24 protein-coding genes are annotated in these 22,792 nt (G+C 59.8%); 11 read left to right on the forward strand and 13 right to left on the reverse strand.

Annotation, left to right across the window (positions count from 1 at the left end):
* Window positions 1-66: 66 nt before the first annotated feature.
* Complete coding sequence (locus J4E42_RS02810) at window positions 67-522, forward strand: addiction module antidote protein (RefSeq protein WP_207284518.1); 456 nt, start codon at window positions 67-69, stop codon at window positions 520-522.
* A 104-nt stretch (window positions 523-626) separates the two neighbouring features.
* On the opposite strand, the gene J4E42_RS02815 is transcribed toward J4E42_RS02810, so the two are convergent.
* The 7 genes from J4E42_RS02815 to J4E42_RS02845 form a co-directional block, all read right to left on the reverse strand.
* Window positions 627-941, reverse strand: a complete 315-nt coding sequence (locus J4E42_RS02815; protein ID WP_207284519.1) for a hypothetical protein — start codon at window positions 939-941, stop codon at window positions 627-629.
* 33 nt (window positions 942-974) lie between these two features.
* On the reverse strand, window positions 975-1,400 hold the full coding sequence (locus tag J4E42_RS02820; protein WP_207284520.1) for a hypothetical protein: 426 nt from the start codon (window positions 1,398-1,400) through the stop codon (window positions 975-977).
* 70 nt (window positions 1,401-1,470) lie between these two features.
* Window positions 1,471-1,917, reverse strand: coding sequence for an NUDIX hydrolase (locus J4E42_RS02825; RefSeq protein ID WP_207284521.1), 447 nt, complete (start codon window positions 1,915-1,917; stop codon window positions 1,471-1,473).
* A gap of 114 nt (window positions 1,918-2,031) precedes the next feature.
* The gene (locus J4E42_RS02830; RefSeq protein WP_007946335.1) at window positions 2,032-2,580 is read right to left on the reverse strand and encodes a cupin domain-containing protein; all 549 of its coding nucleotides are present in this window, start codon (window positions 2,578-2,580) and stop codon (window positions 2,032-2,034) included.
* A gap of 372 nt (window positions 2,581-2,952) precedes the next feature.
* Window positions 2,953-4,236, reverse strand: coding sequence for an FAD-binding oxidoreductase (locus tag J4E42_RS02835; protein ID WP_207284522.1), 1,284 nt, complete (start codon window positions 4,234-4,236; stop codon window positions 2,953-2,955).
* A gap of 52 nt (window positions 4,237-4,288) precedes the next feature.
* On the reverse strand, window positions 4,289-5,779 hold the full coding sequence (locus tag J4E42_RS02840; protein ID WP_207284523.1) for an aldehyde dehydrogenase: 1,491 nt from the start codon (window positions 5,777-5,779) through the stop codon (window positions 4,289-4,291).
* Between the two features lie 268 nt (window positions 5,780-6,047).
* Window positions 6,048-7,424, reverse strand: a complete 1,377-nt coding sequence (locus J4E42_RS02845) for a glutamine synthetase family protein (protein WP_207284524.1) — start codon at window positions 7,422-7,424, stop codon at window positions 6,048-6,050.
* Window positions 7,425-7,696: 272 nt separating this feature from the next.
* Here J4E42_RS02845 and J4E42_RS02850 point away from each other — a divergent pair, with 272 nt between their 5' ends.
* The 5 genes from J4E42_RS02850 (at window position 7,697) to J4E42_RS02870 (ending at window position 13,008) form a co-directional block, all read left to right on the forward strand.
* Window positions 7,697-8,458 carry a gamma-glutamyl-gamma-aminobutyrate hydrolase family protein gene (locus J4E42_RS02850; protein ID WP_008027209.1) on the forward strand — a complete coding sequence of 254 codons (762 nt, stop codon included), beginning with the start codon at window positions 7,697-7,699 and terminating at the stop codon, window positions 8,456-8,458.
* Window positions 8,459-8,806: 348 nt separating this feature from the next.
* Entirely contained in the window at window positions 8,807-9,949 is a 1,143-nt protein-coding gene (potA, locus tag J4E42_RS02855) for a polyamine ABC transporter ATP-binding protein (protein ID WP_207284525.1), read from the forward strand.
* A 29-nt stretch (window positions 9,950-9,978) separates the two neighbouring features.
* Window positions 9,979-10,860 (forward strand): ABC transporter permease subunit, encoded by an 882-nt coding sequence (locus tag J4E42_RS02860; protein ID WP_162130729.1) that lies wholly within the window; start codon window positions 9,979-9,981, stop codon window positions 10,858-10,860.
* Window positions 10,857-11,741, forward strand: coding sequence for an ABC transporter permease subunit (locus J4E42_RS02865; RefSeq protein WP_008027215.1), 885 nt, complete (start codon window positions 10,857-10,859; stop codon window positions 11,739-11,741). Before J4E42_RS02860 ends, J4E42_RS02865 begins: the two co-directional genes overlap by 4 nt.
* A 169-nt stretch (window positions 11,742-11,910) precedes the next feature.
* The gene (locus J4E42_RS02870; RefSeq protein ID WP_207284526.1) at window positions 11,911-13,008 is read left to right on the forward strand and encodes a polyamine ABC transporter substrate-binding protein; all 1,098 of its coding nucleotides are present in this window, start codon (window positions 11,911-11,913) and stop codon (window positions 13,006-13,008) included.
* Window positions 13,009-13,240: 232 nt separating this feature from the next.
* On the opposite strand, the gene thpR is transcribed toward J4E42_RS02870, so the two are convergent.
* Window positions 13,241-13,780, reverse strand: coding sequence for an RNA 2',3'-cyclic phosphodiesterase (gene thpR, locus J4E42_RS02875; RefSeq protein WP_207284527.1), 540 nt, complete (start codon window positions 13,778-13,780; stop codon window positions 13,241-13,243).
* A gap of 60 nt (window positions 13,781-13,840) precedes the next feature.
* On the opposite strand from thpR, the gene J4E42_RS02880 reads away from it, so the two are divergent.
* Window positions 13,841-14,035, forward strand: coding sequence for a hypothetical protein (locus tag J4E42_RS02880; RefSeq protein ID WP_008027221.1), 195 nt, complete (start codon window positions 13,841-13,843; stop codon window positions 14,033-14,035).
* 13 nt (window positions 14,036-14,048) lie between these two features.
* Here the strand turns inward: J4E42_RS02880 and J4E42_RS02885 are convergent, their stop codons facing one another.
* Together J4E42_RS02885 and J4E42_RS02890 are read right to left on the reverse strand one after the other, a co-directional pair.
* On the reverse strand, window positions 14,049-14,402 hold the full coding sequence (locus J4E42_RS02885; protein ID WP_207284528.1) for a DUF1428 domain-containing protein: 354 nt from the start codon (window positions 14,400-14,402) through the stop codon (window positions 14,049-14,051).
* A gap of 2 nt (window positions 14,403-14,404) precedes the next feature.
* Window positions 14,405-15,490, reverse strand: coding sequence for a hypothetical protein (locus tag J4E42_RS02890; RefSeq protein ID WP_207284529.1), 1,086 nt, complete (start codon window positions 15,488-15,490; stop codon window positions 14,405-14,407).
* A 393-nt stretch (window positions 15,491-15,883) separates the two neighbouring features.
* Between J4E42_RS02890 and J4E42_RS02895 the strand changes: the two genes are divergently transcribed.
* Complete coding sequence (locus J4E42_RS02895; RefSeq protein ID WP_008027230.1) at window positions 15,884-16,144, forward strand: hypothetical protein; 261 nt, start codon at window positions 15,884-15,886, stop codon at window positions 16,142-16,144.
* Between the two features lie 16 nt (window positions 16,145-16,160).
* On the opposite strand, the gene J4E42_RS02900 is transcribed toward J4E42_RS02895, so the two are convergent.
* Window positions 16,161-17,051, reverse strand: a complete 891-nt coding sequence (locus tag J4E42_RS02900; RefSeq protein ID WP_207284530.1) for a LysR family transcriptional regulator — start codon at window positions 17,049-17,051, stop codon at window positions 16,161-16,163.
* A gap of 135 nt (window positions 17,052-17,186) precedes the next feature.
* Here J4E42_RS02900 and J4E42_RS02905 point away from each other — a divergent pair, with 135 nt between their 5' ends.
* Window positions 17,187-18,605 carry an MFS transporter gene (locus tag J4E42_RS02905; protein ID WP_207284531.1) on the forward strand — a complete coding sequence of 473 codons (1,419 nt, stop codon included), beginning with the start codon at window positions 17,187-17,189 and terminating at the stop codon, window positions 18,603-18,605.
* Window positions 18,606-18,974: 369 nt separating this feature from the next.
* Here the strand turns inward: J4E42_RS02905 and J4E42_RS02910 are convergent, their stop codons facing one another.
* Both J4E42_RS02910 and J4E42_RS02915 read right to left on the reverse strand, forming a co-directional pair.
* A complete protein-coding gene (locus J4E42_RS02910; protein WP_207284532.1) occupies window positions 18,975-19,424 on the reverse strand; it encodes a cupin domain-containing protein in 450 nt (149 codons plus the stop codon).
* A 138-nt stretch (window positions 19,425-19,562) separates the two neighbouring features.
* Window positions 19,563-19,949 (reverse strand): DUF1801 domain-containing protein, encoded by a 387-nt coding sequence (locus J4E42_RS02915; RefSeq protein ID WP_207284533.1) that lies wholly within the window; start codon window positions 19,947-19,949, stop codon window positions 19,563-19,565.
* A 208-nt stretch (window positions 19,950-20,157) separates the two neighbouring features.
* Here J4E42_RS02915 and J4E42_RS02920 point away from each other — a divergent pair, with 208 nt between their 5' ends.
* Together J4E42_RS02920 and J4E42_RS02925 are read left to right on the forward strand one after the other, a co-directional pair.
* Complete coding sequence (locus J4E42_RS02920; protein WP_008039030.1) at window positions 20,158-21,534, forward strand: pyridoxal-phosphate dependent enzyme; 1,377 nt, start codon at window positions 20,158-20,160, stop codon at window positions 21,532-21,534.
* Window positions 21,531-22,709, forward strand: coding sequence for a cystathionine gamma-synthase (locus J4E42_RS02925; protein WP_008027244.1), 1,179 nt, complete (start codon window positions 21,531-21,533; stop codon window positions 22,707-22,709). Before J4E42_RS02920 ends, J4E42_RS02925 begins: the two co-directional genes overlap by 4 nt.
* The last annotated feature ends 83 nt before the right edge of the window (window positions 22,710-22,792 follow it).

Genomic DNA, 22,792 nt, shown 5'->3' on the forward strand with positions numbered 1-22,792 from the left:
AAACGGATCAAGCACGAGGTATCAAACGAGCTAAAAGGATCCTCGAAGCCCTGAAAGGTAAATAACATGAAAGAATCGACATTCAACCCCGAGGATATGCCTGTCCTAAACCTCGACACCTCTGGCACAAGTCGTCACGAGGCATCCCGATTTCTCGACAGCCCGGAGATTATGGCTGCTTACATTGCTGAGAGCATGAAGGCTGGTGACATGGCACTGGTTCATGCGCTGAGTGAAGTTGCAAAGGCTAAAGGTGTGAGCAATGTTGCCCTGGAAGCCGGACTCAACCGCGAAAGCCTTTACAAAGTGCTTAAAGGTGGAGCGAAGACGCGCTTTGAGACAATCAGGAAGGTGATGACTGCCATAGGCCTGGAACTCACCGTACGCCCGATATCGACGCCAGCCACATCCCCAAGTAAGCCCAGACCTGCTCCCGAAAAATCCGCTTCCCGGCCTACTGCTGGAAAATCGAAGCCAAGAGTTGCGGCAACCAAAGTTGCTACCAAGCCTGTTCCAGCGTAAACCGGCTGGTTATTGCCTAGTTTTGACGAAAAAAGGTGACAGATCTATTTATTCAAATAGATCTGCCACCTTTTTACGAATTAAAAGTAGAGCCTCTTTACTAGCTAGCCCCCAATCTTTCCTTTTGACGAAACCCCCACAAGAAAGTCAGCTATATCCTTAGAGTTAATACATGATTGCTCGACATTACTTTTATCAACTTTAAACTCTTCAGGAACGCCATTATCCTTCAACCAGACGCAAGAATCTTTCACCCCCAGAAGATTACAATTTTCAAGGTGCGCCTCAACGACTTGCGGCTTCAAACATTCATTATTAAAGTAGGGTATAAGTAAGCACATACCCACCACAACGACTATCACGATGACACCATTCAGTATTAGCTTCATTGCATTACTCTCTCTTTGATCAGCGGTCACGGGCAACACGCCAAGAACTTGATAGATATTTAATTAACGCTTAATGCTTTCGCACTCATTGCGCACATCCGAATTATCGATACTCGCACAACTGCCACTACCCGTTTTGGCTTCGCACAATAAGCGTTGGTCATGGTTGTCGATGGAGTTACAGCCACCATGACCAGTTTCAGCATTGCAGGTACGGCGAAGATCGGCGTTGTCGATGGTCTCGCAATTACCCCCACCTTTCTTGGCTTCGCAGTATCTGCGCTGGTCTGCGTTGTCGATGGTGTTACACGTGCCACCGCTGGTTTCTGCTTCGCAGGCACGGCGAAGATCGGCGTTGTCGATAGTGGCGCAGGTACCACCGTTAGTCCTCGCCTCGCAGAGTCGGCGCTGATCATTATCATTGATGGTGGAACAACCGGCGTAGGCGTAACCGCTAAGCATCAACAACACTGCAACAATGACTTTCATCGCACACTTCCATGATTTTGTCAGGAGACAGCCTGACACTGATTGATCCAAGGTTACCGGGTAACGGGCGTCAGTCCAGCAGTGCTAATTTCCTAAGTAGTTCGTGCAAACCATCAGGAACCAACGGCGCTTCGGCAGTAAAGCTCGCACAAGGAAGCCACTTCGCAACGAAGGCCGCACCATCGCTTTCTTGAGCATTCAAGTGCGGCAACTCATAGACACTGGCATCCACAAACTTCGCGTCGTAGACCTGCACGATTTCGTGCCCTGGTGTGCCGTTATACGTAAAGAGGCTTTCAAGCGTACCGAGCAAGCGAACATCGGTGATGGGTAAACCGAGTTCTTCCTGAACCTCTCGCACAACGGCTTGTGCACTGGTTTCACCGAATTCGATTCCGCCACCGATTGGGCGGAAGAATGGCTTTTCAGTGATGGGGTCGCGGGCTTCGTTGACCAGTATCTTGCCATCGTGATGGAAGATGCAGAGTGCGAGGGGGCGGATGCGGGGTGTGGTCATGATGTGAAGTCCATTTACTTTGAAAATTCCTGAAGCAGCTGCTCCCATTCGGCATGGGTGTTGGTCGCGGACGCAACCTCGGCAGCTGCTACAGGTTGGCGTCCGTTTTTGAGATCAGAAGTTAGCCGGGGTGTTGGCGCTGATGATTTCCGCTTCATCCTGGCCGATGTTGCGGAACTTGTGCGGTAAGGTTGTCGGGAAGTAGTAGCCATCCCCAGCGTTAAGCACACTAATCTGCCCATCAACAGTCAACTCAACCGTCCCCCGCGTAACCAACCCACACTCCTCCCCTTCCGAGTGCACAATCGGCTCTTCCCCCGAACTCGCGCCCGGCGCGTATTGCTCGCGCAGCAAGCGCATCTGCCGGCTCGGCACCGAAGCGCCAATCAGCAGCAACCGCAGCCCATGACGCCCAAGATCCGGCTGTTCGTTAGCGCGGAACACGTATTGATGTTCACGCGGCGGCTGATCAAAGGTAAAGAAGTCCGCCAAAGACATGGGGATGCCTTCGAGCAGTTTTTTCAGGGAGCTGACGGAGGGACTGACGCGATTCTGTTCGATCAGGGAGATGGTGGCATTGGTGACGCCGCTACGCCGGGCCAGCTCGCGCTGGGAGAGTTTGTAGCTTTCGCGTACTAATTTGAGTCGTGAGCCCGTGTCCATGACAGCCTTATGCGAGGAAAACTTAAGGGTTATGGGGGTGGATGGCGGGCGACTTTTGGCCGCGAAAGTACCGCTTCCCTGTCCCGTAATTGTGAAAGGCGGGTATTAAATCACGTTTGGGGGTGTTGCTGTAGGCGCATGGTTATTGGTGATGGTGGTGGGTCAGTTGGCATTGATGGGGAACCGGATGGCGTCATCGCGAGCGGGCTCGCTCCCACAGTTTTTGACCTCTGCTGCACGTACATTTTGTGCCTGCCATGGATCCAATGTAGGAGCAGAGCTTGCTCGCGAAGGCGGTGTGTCAGACAGCACCGATGTCGGATGTGCCGCCGTCTTCGCGAGCAAGCTCTGCTCCTACAGGGTTGTGTTGGGTTAGATACCGAAACGGTCGCGAAGCGCGTAGTACGCAGCGCCCATGGCGGTGAGCGGGGCCTGGAAGGTGCGGCCGCCGATCATTGGCATGTGCGGCAAGGATGCGAAGGCATCGAAGCGTTCGGCGTCGCCGCGGATCATTTCCGAGATCAGTTTGCCGGCCAGGTGCGAACAGGTGACGCCGTGGCCACTGTAGCCCTGCATGTAGTAGGCGTTTTTCTCGATGCGGCCGAATTGCGGCATGCGCGACATGGTCAGCAGGAAGTTGCCGGTCCAGCGGTAGTCGATCTTCACGTCCTTCAGTTGCGGGAAGGTCTTGAGGATTTTCGGCTTGATCAGTTGCTCGATGTCGTCCGGTTCACGGGCGCCGTAGACCACGCCGCCGCCGTACAGCAGGCGGTTGTCGGCGGTGAGGCGGTAGTAGTCGAGCAGGTAGTTGCAGTCTTCGACGCAGTAGTTGTTTTTGATCAGGCTGCGCGCAACCTTCTCCGACAACGGTTCGGTGACGACGATTTGCGAGCCGCACGGCATGCTTTTGGCGGTCACGCGATTGTCGAGGCCCTGCGGCAGGTAAGCGTTGCCGGCGATCAACAGGTATTTGGCGCGGACCACACCTTTGGCGGTGCGCACGGTGATCGGTTCGCCGTAGGTGATTTCTACCGCCGCCGATTGTTCGTAGATTTTGCCGCCGAGGCCGATGATGGCCGAGGCTTCGCCGAGGGCCAGGTTCAGCGGGTGGATGTGGCCGCCCTGCATGTCGAGCAGGCCGCCGACGTAGTTGTCGCTGCCGACTTCGCGCTTGATGTCCGCCGCGTCGAGCATTTTCAGGTTCTTGTTGCCGTAGCGCTCCCAGCTGTTTTTCTGCTCGGCCAGACCTTTGAGCTGCTTTTTGTTCAGCGCTGCGAAGATGCCGCCCGGCTTGTAGTCGCACTGGATGTCGTAGTGTTGTATGCGCTGACGGATGATGTCGGCGCCTTCGAAGATCATGCTGCCGAGGACTTCGGCGGTTCTGTCGCCGTAGCGCTCTTCGATGACATCGACGTCGCGGCTGTAGGAGTTGACCAGTTGGCCGCCATTGCGACCGCTGGCGCCGAAACCGACTTTGGCGGCTTCGAGTACGGTCACGCTGTAGCCGGCTTCGGCGAGGAACAGCGCCGAGGACAAACCGGTGTAGCCGGCGCCGATGATGCAGACGTCGCAATCCACCGCTTGTTCCAGTACCGGGAAGTCGCCGGTGAAGTTGCGGGTTGCGGCGTAGTAGCTGTTTACATGTGCTTGTTTCATAGGTTTCTCCGATGGCCGCTGGCATGTGCCGGCGGCCGCCGTTGTAGAAGTATTAGAGCTTGATCCAGGTCGCTTTGAGCTCGGTGTATTTGTCGAACGCGTGCAGCGATTTGTCCCGACCGTTACCCGACTGCTTGTACCCGCCAAACGGCGCGGTCATGTCGCCGCCGTCGTACTGGTTGACCCAGACGCTGCCGGCGCGCAAGCCGCGAGCGAAGGTGTGGGCCTTGCTCAGGTTGCTGGTCCAGACACCGGCAGCCAGGCCGAAGATGCTGTCGTTGGCGATGGCCAAGGCTTCTTCAGCGGTATCGAAGGTGATCAGCGACAGCACCGGGCCGAAGATTTCTTCCCGGGCGATGGTCATGGCGTTGGTCACACCGTCGAAAATCGCCGGTTCCACGTACAGGCCGCCGGTGGCTTCGAGGGTGCGGCTGCCGCCGGCGATCAGTTGCGCGCCCTGGTCTTTGCCGACCTGGATGTAGCGCAACACGTTGTCCAGTTGACGCTGATCGACGACCGCACCGACGGTGGTTTGCGGGTCCAAAGCATGCCCCGGTTTCCAGGCTTGCAGCGCTTCCACCAGCAGCGGAATGAACTGCTCGCGGATCGAACGCTCGACCAGCAAACGCGAACCGGCGGTACAGACTTCGCCCTGATTGAAAGCGATGCCGCTGGCCGCTGCTTGTGCTGCCGCGCGCAGATCCGGCGCATCGGCGAACACCACGTTCGGGCTCTTCCCCCCTGCTTCGAGCCAGACGCGTTTCATGTTGCTTTGGCCGGCGTAGACCAGCAGTTGCTTGGCAATCGCGGTCGAGCCGGTAAAGGCCAGCACGTCGACGTCCATGTGCAACGCCAGTGCCTTGCCGACGGTGTGGCCGTAGCCCGGCAGGACGTTGAACACGCCTTTCGGAATGCCGGCGTCCAGCGCTAATTGCGCGATGCGGATCGCGGTCAGCGGCGACTTTTCCGAAGGCTTGAGGATGAACGAGTTACCCGCCGCGAGGGCCGGGGCGAACTTCCAGCTGGCCATGATCAACGGGAAATTCCACGGCACGATGGCGGCGACAACACCGGCAGGTTCGCGGGTGATGAGGCCGAGTTGATCGTGCGGCGTGGCAGCGACTTCGTCGTAGATTTTGTCGATGGCTTCAGCGCTCCAGCGGATCGCGTTGGCGGTCGCCGGGATGTCGATGTTCATCGAGTCGTTGATCGGTTTGCCCATGTCGAGGGTTTCGAGCAGGGCGAGTTCTTCCCGGTTGGCCAGGATCAGGTCGGCGAAGCGGATCAAAGTGCGCTTGCGCTCGGCCGGGGCGAGATTGGCCCAGACGCCGGATTCGAAGGTGCGGCGTGCGACGGCGACGGCTTCGTTGGCGTCGGCTTCATCGGTGCTGGCGACGTTGGCCAGGAAGCGACCGTCGACCGGGCTGATGCATTCGAAGGTTTCACCGCTGAGTGCAGCGCGGTATTGGCCGTCGATGAAGGCGCGGTTTTCGATGGTTAGGGACTGGAAGCGTTGTTCCCAGTCGCTGCGAGTGTTTGTCATGGTTGTGACTCGACGCAGAGGAATGTTGGGTGGGCCGTGGGCGTTGGTGGTGGCTGAGCTGCCGCCATCGCCGGCAAGCCGGCTCCTACAGGGTTTGGTGACGTACACGAAAGCTGTGCACGACGAAGATCAACTGTAGGAGCCGGCTTGCTGGCGATGGCGGTGTGTCAGGCGGCACTTGTGTTGGATGTGCCGCCGCTATCGCCAGCAAGCCGGCTCCTACAGAGTTTTGTGTCGTGCACGAGAGGTGTGGACGACGCAGATCTCGTCAAACCGTGTGCAGGTACCAGTTGTACTCAAGGTCCGAAATGGAGTTTTCGAACTCGGCCAGCTCGCTTTCCTTGCACGCCACGAACACGTCGATGTACAGCGGGTCAATGTATTTGGCCATGACTTCGCTGTCGTCCAGCTCGCGCAATGCATCGCGCAGGTTGTTCGGCAGGCTTTGCTCGTTCTGCTCGTAGCTGTTGCCTTCCACGGGGGCGCCCGGCTCGATCTCGTTGGTCAGGCCGTGGTGAATACCGGCCAGGACCGAAGCCATCAACAAGTACGGGTTGGCATCCGCACCGGCCACGCGGTGCTCGATGCGCACGGCATCGGAGGAACCGGTCGGCACACGCACCGCAACAGTACGGTTGTCGATGCCCCAGCTCGGCGAGTTCGGTACGTAGAACTGCGCGCCGAAACGACGGTACGAGTTGACGTTCGGGCACAGGAAAGCCATCTGCGCCGGCAGGGTCTCGAGCACACCGCCGATCGCGTGTCGCAGCGCGGCGTTCTGCTCGGGATCCTCGCTGGCAAAGATGTTGTTGCCTTCTTTGTCGAGAATCGAAATGTGCACGTGCAAACCGTTGCCCGCCTGGCCCGGATACGGCTTGGCCATAAACGTGGTGTCCATCTCGTGGTCGTAGGCGATGTTTTTCACCAGACGCTTGAGCAACACCGCGTAGTCGCAGGCCTTGATCGGGTCGTTGACGTGATGCAGGTTCACTTCGAACTGCGCCGGGGCGCTTTCCTTGACGATGGCGTCGGCCGGGATGCCCTGCTCTTTCGCACCTTCGAGGATGTCTTGCAGGCAATCGACGTATTCGTCGAGGTCGTCGATCAAATACACCTGGGTCGACATCGGACGTTTGCCGGAGACCGGCGAGCGTGGCGATTGCGGACGACCGTTCACGTTGTCCTGGTCGATCAGGTAGAACTCGAGTTCGAACGCAGCGCAAATGGTCAGGCCAAGTTCATCGAACTTGCGCACCACATTGGCCAGCACTTCACGCGGGTCGGCGAAGAACGGTTCGCCTTCGAGCTCGTGCATGGTCATCAACAGTTGCGCGGTCGGGCGCTTCTGCCAAGGCTCGATGCTCAGGGTGCCAGGGATTGGATAGCAGATCCGGTCAGAGTCGCCGATGTCCAGACCCAGGCCGGTGCTTTCCACCGTGGAGCCATTGATGTCCAGGGCAAACAGGGACGCCGGCAGGTTGATGCCTTTTTCGTAGACCTTATGAAGACTGGTGCGCTCGATGCGCTTGCCGCGCACCACACCGTTCATATCCGCAATCAGAAGGTCGACGTACAAAACCTCAGGATATTTCTTAAGGAATGCGTTTGCTTCGTTGAGTTGAACGGCACGCAGAGGGACCGACATGATGCACCTATTAGCTGTTAATTATTATGTTCACCGCACTTTCTGGAGCCCAGTCAACCCGAACGGCAAAGTGAAGTCAATAGCGAACACTTGGCCTTTCATCCTTTATTTTTGGGACTTTTCTGGGCACGAGAGTGCCATATAGGCCCTCAACACCGCACAAAGACTAGCAATCGGACGTGCGGCGTTTAGAATTTTTTACATGAGAGTTGTTAATTAAAATCAACAAAGCTAAGCTCCTGAAAAACTCGTTCAAGGTCGAGGTGATAAAAATGGCATTCAAGCCATTGATCGGCGTTACAGCGTGCGTCAAACAGATTGGCCTGCACCCCTACCACATCAGCGGCGACAAGTACTTGCGTGCTGTCAGCGTCGCGGCTCTGGGGTTGCCCGTGGTCATTCCTTCCTTAGGCGAACTGACTGAAATCGAGGATGTGCTCGCGCATCTCGACGGTCTGTTGCTGACCGGTTCGCCATCGAATGTGGAGCCCTTCCACTATCAAGGCCCGGCCAGCGCTCCCGGCACGGATCACGATCCGGCGCGGGACGCCACTACCCTTCCTTTATTGCGTGCAGCCATTGCGGCGGGCGTTCCGGTACTCGGCATCTGCCGTGGCTTCCAGGAAATGAACGTGGCGTTCGGCGGCAGCCTGCATCAGAAGGTGCATGAACTGCCGGGCATGCTCGATCACCGCGAAGCGGACAGCCCTGAACTGGCGGTGCAATACGCCCCGGCGCATGCGGTGACGGTGCAACCGGGTGGCGTGTTTGAAGCGCTGGAGTTGCCGACCGAGTTCATGGTCAATTCGATTCACAGCCAGGGCATCGACCGCCTCGCTCCCGGCCTGCGTGCCGAGGCGATTGCGCCGGACGGTCTGATCGAAGCGATTTCGGTGGACCACAGCCCGACCTTCGCGGTCGGTGTGCAATGGCACCCGGAATGGCAGGTGCTTTCGAATCCTCCTTATTTGAGTATTTTCCAGGCGTTCGGCGATGCATGCCGACGACGGGCCGCGCAGCGTAAAACCCGCTGACCCAAAACACCCATTTACTGCCCCCGCGAGTTTGGCGGGCGTGCCTTTGCGCGTCCGTGGCTCGCGAAAACAACACACTGCAATAACAACAAGTACGACCCAGGCAGCCAGGACGGCGGCGCCGAATAAGCCCGAGCGGTATGGATCAGGCGAGCGCAATCCTTTGTAGGAGCGAGGCTTGCCCGCGAAGGCGGTGTTTCAGGCAACGATGATATCGACTGACATACCGTCTTCGCGGGCAAGCCTCGCTCCTACAGGGGGTTGCGCCAACCGAATGCCCCGGGCTTGCAATCCACTCTTAAGTCAGGCCGCGTTGGCCCGACGACTGAAACCTGTTGGGAGTTTCACATGGCAAACGCCTCCAGCATTTACAGGAAGGCTCTTGAAGGTCACCAGGCACCGAAAAAGGTGTTGGTGAAAGTCGACCGCGTCACCAAGAAATTCGACGAAACCACCGCAGTGGACGATGTTTCGCTTGAGATTCATCAAGGGGAAATCTTCGCCTTGCTCGGCGGTTCCGGTTCCGGTAAATCGACGCTGCTACGCATGCTCGCCGGCTTCGAACGCCCGACCGAAGGGCGGATCCTGCTCGATGGCGTGGACATCACCGACATGCCGCCGTACGAACGGCCGATCAACATGATGTTCCAGTCGTACGCCCTGTTCCCGCACATGACCGTCGCACAGAACATTGCCTTCGGCCTCAAGCAGGACCGTTTGCCCGCCAGTGAAATCGACGCCCGTGTGGAAGAGATGCTGCGCCTGGTGCACATGACCCAATACGCCAAACGCAAGCCGCATCAACTCTCCGGCGGTCAGCGTCAGCGTGTCGCCCTCGCCCGCTCCCTGGCGAAACGTCCGAAGCTGTTGTTGCTCGACGAACCGATGGGCGCGCTGGATAAAAAACTGCGTTCGCAGATGCAGCTTGAGCTGGTGGAAATCATCGAACGCGTTGGCGTGACCTGCGTAATGGTGACCCACGACCAGGAAGAGGCCATGACCATGGCCCAGCGCATCGCGATCATGCACCTGGGCTGGATCGCCCAGATTGGCAGCCCGGTCGACATTTACGAAGCCCCGGTCAGCCGCATGGTCTGCGAATTCATCGGCAACGTGAACGCCTTCGAAGGCACCGTTGTTGAGGACCTTGAAGGTCACGCGATCATTCACAGCAAGGATCTGGAACAGAAGATCTACGTCGGTCACGGCGTCAGCACTTCGGTGGAGGACAAGTCCATCACCTACGCGATCCGTCCGGAAAAACTGCTGGTCAGCACCACCCAACCCGAGTCCCGTTACAACTGGTCCAGCGGCAAGGTGCATGACATCGCCTACCTCGGTGGTCACTCGGTGTTCTACGTCGAATTGCCTGGCGGCAAAGTCGTGCAGTCGTTCATGGCCAACGCCGAACGCCGTGGCGCGCGTCCGACCTGGGACGACAAGGTCTACGTGTGGTGGGAAGACGACAGCGGCGTGGTACTGCGCTCATGAAAACACTCAATCAGCGGTTCATGCGGCTGATGCCGAGTGGTCGAAAGCTCGTCATCGGGATTCCATTCCTGTGGCTGTGCCTGTTTTTCCTGTTGCCGTTCTTCCTGGTGATGAAGATCAGCTTCTCGGAAGCGGCGCTGGCCATTCCACCTTACTCCGAGATCTACACCTTCGCCGAACAGAAACTCCAGCTGTTCCTCAACGTCGGCAACTACCTGATGCTGACCGAGGATGAGTTGTACATCTCGGCTTACTTCGGCTCGTTGAAGGTCGCGTTTTTCAGCACGCTGATGTGCCTGGTGATCGGCTTCCCAATGGCCTACGCAATCACCAAGGCAAGCAAGGAAGCGCAAAACGTCTTGCTGCTGTTGATCATGATGCCGACCTGGACTGCGATCCTGATCCGCGTGTATGCGTGGATGGGCATCCTCAGCAACAACGGCTTGCTCAACGCGTTCTTGATGTGGACCGGGCTGACCGATCACCCGATCGAGATCCTCAACACCAACACGGCCGTGTATATCGGCGTGGTCTATGCCTACCTGCCGTTCATGGTCTTGCCGCTTTACGCCAACCTGGTCAAGCACGATCAAAGCTTGCTGGAAGCGGGTTCGGACCTGGGGTCGAGCAACTTCAACAACTTCTGGAAAATCACCGTGCCGCTGGCCAAGAACGGGATCATCGCCGGCTGCATGCTGGTGTTCATTCCGGTGGTCGGTGAGTTCGTGATTCCGGAACTGCTGGGCGGCCCGGAAACCCTGATGATCGGCCGTGTGCTGTGGCAAGAGTTCTTCAACAACCGCGACTGGCCGGTGGCGTCTGCCCTGGCGGTGGTGATGCTGTTGATCCTGATTGTGCCGATCCTGTTGTTCAACCGTAGCCAGGCCAAAGAGATGGAGGGTCGGGGATGAAACGCTTCGGATTTTCAAAGTTCATGCTGATTTTCGGCCTGTCGTTTATCTACCTGCCGATGTTGATTCTGGTGATCTACTCGTTCAACGCCTCGAAACTGGTGACGGTGTGGGGCGGCTGGTCGGTGAAGTGGTACGTCGGCTTGCTCGACAACTCGCAACTGATGGGCTCGGTGGTGCGCTCGCTGGAGATTGCCTGCTACACCGCGATTGCAGCGGTGGCGCTGGGGACTTTGGCGGCGTTCGTGCTGACTCGTGTCACGCGCTTCAAGGGTCGTACGCTGTTTGGTGGCCTGGTCACCGCGCCGTTGGTGATGCCTGAAGTGATCACCGGTCTGTCGCTGTTGCTGCTGTTCGTCGCCATGGCGCAGCTGATCGGCTGGCCGATGGAGCGTGGCATCGTCACCATCTGGATTGCCCACACCACGTTCTGTGCCGCTTATGTCGCGGTGGTGGTTTCCGCCCGCCTTCGTGAGCTGGACCTGTCCATCGAAGAAGCGGCCATGGACCTCGGGGCGAAACCGTTCAAGGTGTTTTTCCTGATCACCATCCCGATGATCGCGCCGTCACTGGCGGCCGGCGGCATGATGTCGTTTGCGCTGTCGCTGGATGACCTGGTGTTGGCGAGTTTCGTATCCGGCCCAGGCTCGACGACCTTGCCAATGGAAGTGTTCTCGGCGGTGCGTCTGGGCGTGAAGCCTGAGATCAACGCCGTGGCCAGCCTGATTCTGCTCGCCGTTTCGATTGTGACCTTCATGGTCTGGTACTTCAGCCGCCGCGCTGAAGCCAGCCGCAAACGGGCGATCCAGGAAGCGATGGACCAGACCGCCAGCGAATCCTGGCAGCAACCTGAAAAGCAAATGGCAGGAGCGACGGCCTGATACCCGTCCCTGTAGGAGCGAGCCTGCTCGCGATGGACGTTAACGATGACGCGGGCTACCTGAATTAACGCGGCGTCCTTGAGTTTTTCGCGAGCGAGCTCGCTCCTACAAGGAGCGTGCAAGCGCTTGCTGTGTGATTTTGAATAAAAAGAGAAATGGAGTTGTACCGATGAAAATGTTTGGCAGGACTCTGCTGACACTGTCCTTATTGGGCGCGATGGCTACCGGCGCCCAGGCCAATGACAAGGTACTGCGCGTCTACAACTGGTCGGATTACATCGCCCCGGACACCGTCAAGAAGTTCGAAGACGAGACCGGTATCCGCGTGACCTACGATGTGTTCGACAGCAACGAAACCCTTGAGGCACGCCTGCTCGCAGGCAAATCCGGCTACGACATTGTCGTGCCGTCCAACAGCTTCCTGGCCAAGCAGATCAAGGCTGGCGTCTATCAGGAACTGGACAAGTCGAAGCTGCCGAACTGGAAAAACCTCAACCCGGTGTTGCTGAAAAACGCTTCGGCCAGCGACCCGGGAAACGGTCACGCCTTCCCGTACATGTGGGGCTCGATCGGCATCGGGTTCAACCCGGCCAAGGTCAAGGAAGTGCTCGGTGCCAATGCGCCGACCAACTCCTGGGACTTGCTGTTCAAACCGGAAAACGCCGAGAAACTGAAAGCCTGCGGCATCAGCTTCCTCGACTCGCCGACCGAAATGCTGCCCGCCGCCCTGCACTACCTGGGCTACCCGGTGAACTCGCAGGACAAGGCGCAGATCGCCGAAGCTGAATCGCTGTTCATGAAGATCCGGCCGTCGGTGGCGTATTTCCATTCATCGAAGTACATCTCCGACCTGGCCAACGGCAACATCTGCGTGGCTGTCGGTTATTCCGGCGACGTGCTGCAAGCCAAGGCCCGCGCACAGGAAGCGGGCGACAAGGTGAAGATCGAATACAGCATTCCGAAAGAAGGCGCCGGCAGTTTCTACGACATGGTCGCGATCCCACGGGATGCGGCGAACGTCGACAACGCCTACCTGTTCATGAACTTCCTGATGCGCCCGGACATCATCGCCGAGATCACCAACAACATCGGCTACAGCAACGCCAACGCGGCGGCGACGCCGTTGGTGGATGAAGCGATTCGCGATGATCCGGGCTCGTATCCGCCCTTGGCCGTGATGGCGACGTTGTACGCGATTCCGGACATGCCGATCGGCGTTCAGCGGGTGATGACGCGCGGCTGGACGCGGGTGAAGCTCGGGAAATAATCGTCGGACCCAAGATTGCTATCGCTGGCAAGCCAGCTCCTACAGGGTACGCGTCGCACCGCAGATCATTGTAGGAGCCGGCTTGCCGGCGATGAGGCCATCACTGGCAACACAAAATCCAACTGTTTCCGTTCACGCAGCGCCTTACCACCGCTGCACTCCTCTCTGACGAACGGCCTCACCTGGCTTCCTCGGTTAAGGTGAGTTCGGCGCCCTCCTCGGGCGCCTTTTTTTATGCCGGCACCAGCGGCCATTCGGCCAGCGCTCGATAGCGGCCCTTGTGGGATTCAAACAACACAAATCGATCCGCCCGCAGAAAAAACTCCGGCGGCGTCGTCGACTCAGGCACCGGCGCCCGATAGTCACGCATCAACGTCAGATGCGGCCTGAATTCCTTGTGTACCTCTTCAAACCCGAACGGCAACATCGCCTGCTCCAGCGCATACACCAGCCGCAGCAACTCCGGCGGCGCCTGTTCCGGCGCGAGCACCAACACCCCGGCCCTGCGCCACACATCCAGGCGATCCAGCGCCAGCCGCAACGTCGCACCCGGCACGCGCACCTTTGCTGCCGCCGTGCAGATTTCGGCAATCTGCGCCACCTCCACAGCGCCCAAAAACAGCAACGTCAGATGGAAGTTTTCCACCGGCACCGGACGCCCGATGCGCAATTGCAGCGCGCTGCGCCATTGGGCAATCGCCTTGCGCTGTTCGGGTGGGCAATCCAATGCAAAAAACAGCCGTTTGACCGGTTCCGGGGTTTCGTCGCTCACGCCTGGCACCTCCTGACATGCACGTTATAGTTGAACCAACCGAATAAACGGGACGGGGCCATGCGAGAGATCATCAGCAAAGAGCCATGGTGGGCCGTGCCACCGAAACCGGGTCAGGATGAGTCAGAGCTGGAATGGGGCTGGCTGGTTCACTATAGCGAAGGTGAACCGCGTTTCGAGTTTGTCAAAGAACGACCGACGGACAGCGAGATCCGCAATCGCAAGAGTTGCAGGATCACCCCGACGCCGGAGTGATCCTGACACGCACTCAGGCCTGCAAGAGGATGTTGAAGCCACCGAAGATCATCCGCTGACCATCGAACGGCATCGGGTTGACGTCCTGCTGCATACGCGGGTCGGCCATCAATTTCTGCATGCCGGCATCGCGGGTGGGCTTGTCCGGCCAGACGATCCAGGAAAACACCACGGTTTCGTCGTCCTTGAGTTTCACCGCCAGCGGAAACGAAGTCACTTTGCCATCGGGCACGTCATCGCCCCAGCATTCGACAATGCTCAGGGCGCCGTTTTCCTTGAAAATCACAGCGGCGGATTCCGCGTGTTTCTTGAATTTTTCGCGGTTGGCACTGGGCACCGCAAAGACACAGCCATCGACGTAAGACATGGTCATTCTCCTGCCGGGGGTTGAGGGTCGATCTGCGGTTTAGTCGGTTCGGACGGGCTCCAATCGACAGCGCCGCTGCCCGAACTGACCGACGGTACATCGGCACTCCCCGCCAGGTTGCCCTCGATCTGCCCTGCCATGTACAACGTCCCCGCCATCACACCGAAGGTCGGGTTCTGCACCATTTTTATCCAGGCCTTGTCGAACGTATTGCCCAAGCTGCTGCGAATCAGCGCCTCGCTGTCCGGTCGGTCGCTGGCCTGAATCAGTGCGCGAATTCCCGCCACGCCCAAGGTAATCAAGCCTCCGGCGATTTTTCCCGCCGCTGCGGACACCGCGCTGGCGGCACCGCGCGGGGCCATTTCGGCTTCCATCCGCTGGCTGGCGCGCTTGGCCACCGGCGCCATGGCTTGGTCGGTGGAATCAACACCCTTGCTACCGCCGGCCTTGTGGATTTTGTCGATCAGCGCCGCGTACGCCGGCAGGGTGTTGAGCGGCTGGGTGTGCACGACCTGGTACAGCGAAGCGTCTCGCGCGGGCGGCGGTCCGAGGGCAATGGCCGGGATTTTCTGGATACGGCCATTGAGCTGGGCCATGGGCACGCCGTGGCGCTGGGAGATTTTTTGCAGTTCTTCCTGAAGAATATCCACGTAGAACGCCGTGGCCAGACCGAGGATCTGGTCGGGATCAATCTCTACCGCGACCGGGGCCAGCACGCGTTTCTGGTATTGCTCCAGCAGATAGGCCGCCAGGCGTTTCGACGAGGCGTCCTGCTCACCCTGGGCGCTGAGGCTGTACCAGCTGACTTTCATCGACAGCCATTCCTGGGTCCAGTAACTGCTGAACCAGGGAATGAATTTTTCTTCGGTCAGTTGATAGACCCGGGTTCGCCAGTAATCCATGGCGCCGCGCGAATAGATTTTTGCCTGCTCGGTGGCGGACTGGGATGCCGCGACGATGTCCCTATCCACCTGCTGCCAGGTGCTCTGGGAAATGACCACGGGCGGCGCAGGCGCCGGGGCACGCGCAGGCGTGACGCATCCCGCCAACACCAGCAGCACGGCGACGATCAGCGAACGCAGGTTCAAGATCGCGGTTCTCTAGGGTTGAAATCAGATTAAGGGTTTCTACCTGAGTATAGGTGTTTGCCCGCAAGAGCATCGCGAGCAGGCTCGCTCCCACAAGGGATCAGCGTCGTTCACAAAATAACATCTCAATACCGGCCCCTGTAGGAGCGAGGCTTGCCCGCGAAGGGTCCCTCAAGAACACCACAAAAACCCGACCATCACTGACATCGATATTCACCATCGCCGCGAATGCCTTCCGCTCATGAACCGTCAGCGTAGGATCAGCTTCAACCCGACACACAACCCCGAACCGGAGGGGCAAATCATGTTGATCCATCTGCTGACCTGCCTGGCCCTGACAGCCTTCACGCTGACCGTTTTTTCGTGGTACGTCCTGACCGAGGAGCGCACATCATGATCCACACCGTCACCCTCGCCGTGAGCTTTCCGGTGTTCGGCAACAACTACTACTCGCAGCAGGCCGTCTCGCGCAAAGTGCTGTCGCTGGTGTTCGACAAGAACTTCGAAGCGCTGCTGATGCCCGCCGCCGGCAACCACTTCAGCAACGAAGTGGTCGGCCTCAACGATCAATTCCGCTTTTTGAATGATGTGCTGGCCGAACATCTGCTGGATGCCGAGCTGGCCCAACACACCTCGCGGTCGTTCAGTTTTTGAGACTGACCGTCACTGGCTATTGCGCACAGACCTCACGAACACACCCCCGCAACCAGCGATGCACCGGATCGGCGTCCAGACGCGGATGCCAGAGCATCGCGACGGTGAATTCCGGCAAGGCAACCGGCAGCGAAAAACTGTGCATGCCCGCCCGCAGGTTTTCGGTGTGGCGTTCAGGAACGGCCGCGATCAAATCGGTGGCTCGGGCAAGCGCCAACGCGGTCGAGAAACCGGCAACGATGGTCGCGACCTGCCGTTCCAGTTGCAGCGCCGCCAGCGCCTCATCGACAGGCCCCTTGTCGAGCCCGCGCCTTGAGACGCTGATGTGACCGCCCGCCGCATAACGTTCCGGAGTGATCTCGCCCTGGCTCAACGGGTGCCCCGTGCGCACTACGCCGATGAATCGGTCACGAAACAAACCCTGGGTCCTTAACTCAGGCCCGGCAGCCTTCCCCACCACACCGGTTTCCAGATCAACGGTCCCATCCCGCAGCGACGTGCTGTCCTTGTCAGGTTTGTGCATGAAGCGCAGCAGTACGCCCGGCGCTTGCTCGGCGACGCGGGCGATGAGCGGCGCGCCAAAGGTCTCCACAAAGCCCTCGCTGGTACGCAGCGTGAACGTGCGGGCCAATTGTTTCAGGTCAGGCTGTTGCGCCGGGCGCAGCACCGCTTCGGCGTCCTGCACCAACTGGCTGACCCGCTCGCGCAATTCCAGCGCCCGAGGCGTGGCAACCAGTCCGCGCCCGGCCCGGACCAGCAACGGGTCACCGGTGGTTTCGCGCAACCGCGCCAACGCCCGGCTCATCGCTGACGGGCTCAGGCGCAAGCGTTTGGCGGCGCGCGCCACGCTGCCTTCGGCGAGCAGCACATCAAGGGTGATCAGCAAATTGAAATCGGGAGTCGACATGCGTTGCCCCACGGCCGGGTGAGATGGCGTTTGACGCACGAGTAGAGTGCAACCCGTGCGCCTTCCGCCATGTTAGGCGCCAGCGTAGATTTCTGATAGCTCCACTTCGGGAGCGGTCAGATCCAGAGGGACAGCATGAAGCCGACTATCGCCATCGTGGACAACGCAACACAGACACCCGCCGTGCGCTGGGCGCTGGTCAGCCTTTCGCTGTCGATGCTGCTGTCGTCACTCGGCACCAGCGTCGCCAACGTCGGTTTGCCGACGCTGGCCCAGGTGTTCGGTGCAACCTTTCAGGACGTGCAATGGGTCGTCATCGCGTATCTGCTGGCGATCACCACGCTGATCGTCAGCGTCGGAAGGCTCGGTGACCTGATCGGCCGCCGCCGGTTGCTGCTCGGCGGCATTGGCGTGTTCACCCTCGCCTCGGCGCTGTGCGCATCGGCACCGACATTGGGCATGTTGATCGGCGCCCGAGCCCTGCAAGGGCTCGGTGCGGCGATCATGATGGCGCTGACCATGGCCTTCGTCGGTGAGACCGTGGCGAAAGCCAAAACCGGCAGCGCCATGGGGTTGCTCGGGACGATGTCGGCGATTGGCACCGCACTGGGGCCATCGCTGGGTGGCCTGTTGATCAGTGGATTCGGTTGGCAGGCGATGTTCCTGATCACCGTGCCATTGGGCCTGATGACGCTGCTGCTTGCGCATCGCTACCTGCCGGCGGATCGGCAGAAGGCAACCACCGGGAGCGCCCGTTTCGACGCGTGGGGCACGCTGGTATTGGCGCTGACGTTGGCCGCGTATGCGCTGGCCATGACGTTGGGCCGTGGCCATTTCGGGCTGCTTAATATCGGTTTGCTGTTGGCGGCGGGGTTCGGCGTGGGGCTCTTCGTGTTCGTTGAAATGAAAGTCGCTTCGCCGCTGATACGGCTGGCGATGTTTCGCAACCCGGTGCTGAGCGCGAGCCTGGCCATGAGCACACTGGTCGCGACGGTGATGATGGCAACGCTGGTGGTCGGGCCGTTTTATCTGGCCCACGGGCTTGGGCTGAAGGCGGTTGTGGTGGGCATAGTGCTCGCGGTCGGGCCCTGTGTCGCGGCCCTGACAGGTGTGCCCGCCGGCCGGATCGCCGACCGATTCGGCGCCCAGCGGATGACTGTCGCCGGGCTAATCGCCATGGCCGTCGGTTGCCTGGTGTTATCGGTGTTGCCGCTGACCGTTGGCATTGGCGGGTATGTTGCGCCGATGGTGGTGATCACGCTCGGCTATGCCGTATTCCAGACGGCCAACAACACCACGGTCATGAGCGATGTGCAGCCCGATCAGCGTGGCGTTGTCTCGGGCATGCTCAATCTGTCGCGAAACCTGGGATTGATCACCGGTGCCTCGGCATTGGGCGCTGTATTTGCCCTCGCCTCGCAGGCGGCCGACATCACCCTGACACCACCCGAAGCCGTGGCCCACGGCATGCGGGTCACCTTCGCGGTAGCGTTGGGGCTGATCGTTGTTGCGCTCGGCGTCGTGCTAGCCCGCCGAGCGCTGAAACCTTTGTAGGAGCCGGCTTGCCGGCGATGGCGGCGTATCAATCACCATTGATGTTGGCTGGCATACCGCTATCGCCGGCAAGCCGGCTCCTACAAGTGCGGGAGTGTTCCGGGAATGTCCGGTTGACATAAATCCTGTAGGAGCCGGCTTGCCGGCGATGGCGGTGTATCAATCACCATTGATGTTGGCTGACACACCGCTATCGCCGGCAAGCCGGCTCCTACAAGTGCGCGTATGGACGGGGAATGTTCGGTTAACGTAAATCCTGTAGGAGCCGGCTTGCCGGCGATGGCGGCTTATCAATCACTATTGATGTTGGCTGGCACACCGCTATCGCCAGCAAGCCGGCTCCTACAGGGGATTTGTTTCGCCTTTGGCTTATTGTTTGATCACAACCAGCGGTTCGCCTTTCTTGACGATGTACGTTGCCAGTTCGGAGCCGGTTTTGGTTCCGATGTTCTTCGCGACGTGCGCAACGCCGGCCGGGATGTACAGCGAATCACCGGCTTTCAACGTCACCGGTGGCTGCCCTTCCAGTTGATATTCGAACGTGCCGTCGATGACATAAGCCACTTCCACGCCAGGATGGGAATGGTTGGGCGACGAGATGCCCGGATCGATATCAACCCGTACCTGGATCACTTCACGACCGTCGACGTCGAGGTCCTTTTTCAGGAGATCGGTGCGATGAATCCCTGTCTGCCAGCTTTTTGCAGGGGCCTTCACTTCCTCGGCCTGAGACATCCCGGAGAACGCCGCGAGTGCGGCAGTGGTGACAACAGCGACGCCAAGCATTCTGGCGGTGTGACGAGCGTTGATACGGAACATGGCATTTCTCCGGGTGATACCGTTGTGGTGCCCCATTAGGCGGCCGTCGTGTATCGGGGACGTGTCGCGGATGCCATGGTTTTGTAAGCCAAGATAGCTGCGGCCCCGAGGGATACACGGGGATACAAACCGGCCGACTCATTTGGAGGTGTTGAGCACCACCGCCGCCCGGATCAGCGCCTTCAATGCATTTTCATCAAGCGTCTCGCCTTCATGCACATCAATCGCCCGGCGGGTATTGCCTTCCAGGCTGGCGTTGAAGAGATGGGCAGGATCGTCCAGCGCAGCGCCTTTGGCGAAGGTCATTTTCACCGCCGTTTTGTACGTCTCGCCCGTGCAGATGATCCCGGCATGCGACCACACCGGCACGCCCCTCCACTTCCACTCCTCGACCACGTCGGGGTCGGCCTGTTGGATGATCGCCCTGACGCGCGCGAGCGTCTCGCCCCGCCAGTCATTCAATTCCCTGATTCGTGCGTCGATCAGCGCACAGGCCGATTCGCCCCCGCTGCTTTCCTTCGTCATGGTGCTCGCCCTCGGCCGATGGTGGTCGCTTGAGTATTGCCGACTCGGGGATTCTCTCCAGCAATCAGGTGACCGGCTGGTCGCACAAAGTTGCGAGAGGCGCATTCGCGGCCTATGGTCCAAACGATGCATTGCTGGCGACCGGCGTGCGATGGCTCGCCGCCGGTTGCTGTCCTTCCCGTGCGAATTTTCGCAAAGAGGTGACAACATGCCGAACGACTCCCGCCCTGCCGTGCTTGAACTGATCGGCAATACGCCGCTGGTGCGCGTCAGCCGCTTTGACACGGGCCCGTGCACCCTGTTTCTGAAGCTCGAATCACAGAACCCCGGCGGCTCGATCAAGGACCGCATCGGCCTGGCGATGATCGACGAAGCCGAGCGCGACGGCCGGCTGAAATCTGGCGGCACCATCGTCGAGGCCACCGCCGGCAACACCGGCCTTGGTCTGGCCTTGGTCGGTCGCGCCAAGGGCTATCGGGTGGTGCTGGTGGTGCCGGACAAGATGTCCACCGAGAAAGTCTTGCACCTCAAGGCCATGGGCGCCGAGGTGCACATCACCCGCTCCGATGTCGGCAAGGGCCATCCCGATTATTACCAGGACGTCGCCGCACGGCTGGCGCTGGAAATTCCCGACGCATTCTTCGCCGATCAGTTCAACAACCCGGCCAACCCGCTCGCCCATGAGTGCAGCACCGCACCGGAGATCTGGGCGCAAACCCAGCATGACGTGGATGCGATTGTCGTCGGCGTCGGCTCGGCCGGCACGCTGACCGGGCTGACCCGTTTCTTCAAGCGCGTACAGCCCAATCTGGAAATGGTGCTGGCCGACCCCATCGGTTCGGTGATGGCCGAATACAGCCGCAGCGGCACCATGCAGACGCCCGGCTCGTGGGCGGTGGAAGGCATCGGCGAAGACTTCATCCCCTCGATTGCCGACCTGTCCAGCGTGCGCCACGCCTATTCGATCAGCGACGAGGAAAGCTTCGATCACGCCCGCCAACTGCTGCGCGCCGAAGGCATTCTTGGCGGTTCTTCGACCGGCACCCTGCTGGCGGCGGCGCTGCGTTACTGCCGCGAACAAACCACGCCCAAACGCGTGGTCAGCTTTGTCTGCGACACCGGCACCCGCTACCTGTCGAAGGTCTACAACGACCAGTGGATGAACGATCAGGGCTTGCTCAAGCGCAAACCTTATGGCGACCTGCGCGATGTGATCGCACGGCGTTTCGAGGATGGCCGGGTGATCAGCGTCGGCCCGGACGACACGCTGCTGACGGCGTTCCAGCGCATGCGCCTGGCGGATGTGTCGCAACTGCCGGTGCTGGCGGACGGCAAGCAACTGGTCGGCGTGATCGACGAATCCGACATTCTGCTGGGCATGCAGGAAGATCCTTCACACTTCCGCTTGACCGTGGCCAGCGCAATGACCGACAAAGTAGAAACCCTGCCGCCCAGCGCCAGCCTGGAAAAGCTGCAGGCAGAACTCGATCGCGGGCTGGTCGCGATCATCGCCGACGCCTCGGGCTTCCATGGCCTGATTACTCGCGTCGACCTGCTCAATCATTTGCGGAGATCCCTTGCATGAGTCAACACGATGAAAACGCCGCGGCACGCGCCTTCGCCACTCGGGTGATCCACGCCGGGCAAACGCCGGACCCGACCACCGGCGCATTGATGCCACCGATTTATGCCAACTCCACCTATTTGCAACAAAGCCCCGGCGTGCACAAGGGTTTCGATTACGGGCGCTCGCACAACCCGACGCGCTTCGCCCTGGAACGCTGCGTCGCCGACCTGGAAAGCGGCACCCAGGCCTTCGCGTTCGCCTCCGGGCTGGCGGCGATTTCCACGGTGCTGGAACTGCTCGACGCCGGTTCGCACATCGTGTCCGGCAATGACCTCTACGGCGGGACGTTCCGACTGTTCGACAAAGTGCGTAAACGCAGCGCCGGGCATCGTTTCAGCTTCGTCGACCTGACGGACCTCGGGGCGTTCGAAGCGTCGTTGCAGGACGACACCAAAATGGTCTGGGTCGAGACACCGAGCAATCCATTGCTGAGCCTGACCGACCTCGCCGCCGTCGCACGTATCTGCCGCGACCGCGACATCATCTGCGTCGCCGACAACACCTTTGCCAGCCCATGGATCCAGCGCCCGCTGGAGCTGGGTTTCGACATCGTGCTGCACTCGACCACCAAATACCTGAACGGCCACTCCGACGTGATCGGCGGCATCGCCGTGGTCGGGCAGAACCCGGAACTGGCGCAACGCCTGGGTTTCCTGCAGAACTCGGTGGGCGCAATCGCCGGCCCGTTCGACGCGTTTCTGACCCTGCGCGGCGTGAAAACCCTGGCGCTGCGCATGGAGCGCCACTGCAGCAACGCGCTTGAGTTGGCGCAATGGCTGGAGCGCCAGCCGCAAGTGGCGCGCGTCTACTACCCGGGCCTGCCATCGCACCCGCAGCATGAATTGGCGAAGCGGCAGATGCGCGGTTTCGGCGGGATGATTTCTGTCGATCTGAAGAGCGATCTGGCGGGTGCCACGCGCTTCCTTGAGAGCGTACGGATATTCGCCCTGGCCGAGAGCCTGGGCGGCGTGGAAAGCCTGATCGAGCACCCGGCGATCATGACCCACGCCACCATCCCCGCAGAAACCCGTGCACAGCTGGGGATTGGCGACGGGCTGGTGCGGTTGTCCGTGGGAGTTGAAGATGTCGAGGATCTGCGTGCCGACCTCGCGCAGGCGCTGACGCGGATCTAAAAACCCTGTAGGAGCCGGCTTGCCGGCGATGGCGGTGTGTCAGCCAACATTAATGCTGATTGATCTACCGCTATCGCCGGCAA

It is taken from the genome of Pseudomonas sp. FW300-N2A2, assembly GCF_017351735.1.
GTDB classification, from domain to species: Bacteria; Pseudomonadota; Gammaproteobacteria; order Pseudomonadales; family Pseudomonadaceae; genus Aquipseudomonas; species Aquipseudomonas migulae.